The sequence below is a fragment of the Paenibacillus phytorum genome (assembly GCF_013141715.1).
GTDB classification, from domain to species: domain Bacteria; phylum Bacillota; class Bacilli; order Paenibacillales; family NBRC-103111; genus Paenibacillus_E; species Paenibacillus_E phytorum.
The window spans coordinates 1-3795 of the sequence record NZ_WHOA01000173.1 but is presented as its reverse complement, the minus strand read 5'-3'; the positions used below and the strand labels follow the sequence as shown (position 1 = coordinate 3795).

Sequence of the window (3795 nt, the reverse complement as noted above, 5' to 3'; positions counted from 1 at the left end):
ATCGAATATGCGAGAAATGATCATTGCAAACTCGGCACGTGTGATTTGATCATCCGCATGGAACGTTCCATCCTCATAACCATCAATAACGCTCAGTTTCATAAATGTATTTATGATCTTTTCACCCCAGTGTCCTTTAATGTCAGTCATTTCAACCTTTACATCAGCTTTCATGGCTTCCTCTACTTTGGAAGTAATCGAATTAACAAGTTTAATCTCATTGACAATATCGCTATTAAATACATTATTTTTGTTGTTACCGTTATTACCACCATTACTACCATTACTACCATTACTACCATTACTACCATTACCACCATTACTACCATTACCACCATTACTACCATTACCGCCATTACCACCATTACCACCATTACCACCATTACCACCATTACCACCATTACCGCCATTACCGCCATTACCCGATGCTTTTACATCAACCGATAACTTGCTATTACCTGAAACTTCAGTCGACACGATCTGCGAATTCATCATCTTCACGCTGTCCAGTACAATATCGGCCTTACCCTGACTAGCCGCATGAAATGTCAGCTTAGCCATTGTTACATCCCCGTTCTGGCCTGCAACATTACCTATTTGCGTATGCGCGATTTGTATCTTATTTCCATTCACAATAGGATCCACGGCAAAGCCTTTGCCTTCGATAACACCCTTCACAAACACCAAACGGCTGGTATCATAGGTTAAATTGATTTCATATGCGTACAAGTCGCTTAGTTGTTTTCCTTCTACCTTCACTTCAAAGTTATTACCCACCGATATGCTTGGCTCCGTGATGGAAAATAAAAAGCTCGGACTAGTGTTTGCATGAATAAGAGGCTGGGGAAGCATGAACACAATCAAAAGCAACGTCAGACTGAATGCGAGAAGTTTTTTTAACATCAAAGTAATCAACCCTTTCAAAAATTGTTAGTGTAATTGGCCATATCGGCGACGGAAGGGGGAGATAAGCTCCCCCCACTTCATTGCCGAGCAATCCTCAATGTTGCTAATACGATCATTTCAACTTTTCATTCAACAATATTCCTTGGTATTTTATTTAAACATCGCTAAAGCTACGATTGCAAGGTCTTCAAGGCCAACCTTGCCGTCTTTATTTACATCCGCTAACTCATTCCAACCCGACTCACCTTCTTGTTTGCCGTAAGTTCCTGCAACAATAGCCAGGTCTCCAATAGAGACACCGCCTCCATTGATATCTGCGTTTATTCTCTTGGTTTCAAACACTTGTATTGCTGCTTCCAATGCGGATTTCGCACTATCCACCTGCTGCTGATTGGCATTCGGATCGTTTGCTATCGCATTGGCCGTGTCGATCGCCGACTGTAATTGTGCTTTGGCTCCAATCACATACAGACCGTCTCCATTTCCTTCCACTGCTGCATTGTACTTAGCCTGAGCGTTTGCGATCAAGGCAGTCAAAAGCGACTTATCTACGGGTATACTAATTTGTATTTCGCGGGAGGCTCCGCCTACCTGCAGTTCATTCCCCTGACTGTTTGCAATAACAACATGGTCAACTGAAATTACCGAACTATAAGTTGCCTGAGTTACAGACTTGGCCGTAAAGTTGAATGTGAGCATATCGCCTTGGGCATACACGTTCTCGCCCACGCTAGCAGCCACAATCTGGACTTGTCCCGGCACCGTCTCGTTTTGACCGATGACTTTAAATCCTTGTTTTAATGAAGTAACCGAATTGAACTGCAAACTCATCGGATCATAGTGAAGCGTCAAATCTTGCCCATACACTTGTTGGTATACGCTTTGCGTTACGTTGCTCAATCCCATTTTCAGATTGAAGGTTTGGCCGGTGTTCACCGTCTGAGGACCTGTTAATGCTGCTTTCGGCATCGGCTTTTTCACTGTAACCGTACAGTTTGCCGTGTATCCCCCGTTTACTGTGGTTACTGTAATGATGGCTGTTCCTTCAGCATTAGCTGTAACAACTCCGTTCTGATCTACGGATACGATTGCTTCGTTGCTAGACTTCCACGTAACATTCTTGTTTGCTGCAGCTTCAGGCGTTACTGTTGCTGCTATAGCTTCAGTTTCTCCTACTTCCAACTCCATACTTGTCTTACTTAACGTTACACCTTTCACTGCTTTTCTTAAATTTTCTATTTTAACATCGTCAAAATACCCAATTCCAGCCGCTCCCCAGAAGTCTCCCATGGCTATTTTATTAAATGATTTGGAATCCGCTGTTGCAACTTTCCGGTCGTCAATATATAAATCAACATGATCCCCGGATGTATAATCCCAGGTAAACTTATGCCAACCTTTTGTTCTATCGACACCCGATGAAGTATAAGTACCGTCTATACGTACCTGATACTTTGTTGAGCCGATACTAGCAGTTTTAGATGTATCAACACCTGCAGCTATCCACTTCCCACCTTCAACACTTGCCATTTGCTTCGTAGTTCCAGACATGTTGTCATAATACCAAACTGAAACTAAACCATTTAAGTAGTTTGAAAATGTTCTGGAAATAGCATCAGCATTTTCATCCTTTACATAACTCTTTGCCCCGCTATGCGCTTGTGCACTACTTGTACTGGCTGTTCCTTTCTCAACTGTCCAGCCTACAATTCCATTCTCGAAGTCTTCTGTAAACGTATCACTTGCAGATACGCTAATGCTTGTTGTCAATGGAACGCTGTTCGGGTTTGTGACTCCAATAGGTAGAGTTACTTCTCCTGTTACCGTGAAGGTCTGCGCCGTCGTGGCAGTTGGATCGTAGCTTGCACTATTTAAATCCCAATTCACACTGACATCCATATTTCCCGCATCGGTTACAAGAGCTACTTTTTCGGGCAATCCAAGAGCTGCCGCTGTCTTCGGCGTTCCGATTGCAACTGATAGCGGTGCTGGTGCTGTAATGCTGTTCAATTTTTTTTCTTGAATCTCTGTAAATTCAAACCAGCGCAAAGCCCAATAACCTGCCGTTACATTCAGCCTTATTTTATGTGAGCCTTCACTCAGTGCGACCGTATCGGATGATTTCATGCCATCGCTTAAGAATAAGGTTCTCGTTTGAGGTACTCCATCTACCTGGAATTCAACCTCTCCCGTATTAGCTCCTGTTGCCACCTTGTAATTTACTCGATAGAATCCCGATTTTGCCACATCTACGTTATATTCCATCCAGTCGCCTTTATTTATATAACTCACTCGCCATGCGGGTCCGCCATCATTAACCGATTGATTTCTAAGTGTAAGACCATCTTTCGAATTGTAGTTTACAGCTTCTATCCTTCCTGGTACCAATGCTGAACCAGGCAATACATCAAGCGTATTTACATTAAAGCTGGCTGACTTTCCACCTAGAGTCACAGTCAGTTGCTGTCCTGATTTAAGAATGGCATTATCAAAGCCGGTAATATTATCAGTCGTTACGTTCTCCACTTTTGTTGTTCCATCGCTGTAAGTGCCTGTCACAACCAGCCCATCAATAATAAGCATATCTCCCGGCAGGTAATTCAACTTTGTTGGCAGTTTCGTTATTTCGATGCTTTGCAACTTAACGTCAGAAGTCTCGTTGGCAATTGCCATGATCTGATCTGTAGACAATGCTTGATTGTAAACCCTAACAGCATCAATACGTCCATTGAAGCCTTGTCTTCCGCTGCTGTCTGCACCAATATACGTACCTGTCGTAGGTGCAGCAGGTGTTGTTGTATTATTGGTTACAGGTAGGCTCTTGCTATTGACATACAACTCCCAGACGCCGTTTCTTCTTGCCGCAGTAATGTTGGTCCATTGTCCCGC

At 43.2% G+C, this 3795-nt stretch carries 2 protein-coding genes; both read right to left on the bottom strand.

Annotation, left to right across the window (positions count from 1 at the left end):
- A partial coding sequence (locus GC098_RS25675; RefSeq protein ID WP_171646061.1) for an S-layer homology domain-containing protein occupies positions 1 to 903 on the bottom strand: 903 nt, incomplete at its 3' end.
- A gap of 153 nt (positions 904 to 1056) precedes the next feature.
- A partial coding sequence (locus GC098_RS25670) for a carbohydrate-binding protein (RefSeq protein WP_171646060.1) occupies positions 1057 to 3795 on the bottom strand: 2739 nt, incomplete at its 5' end.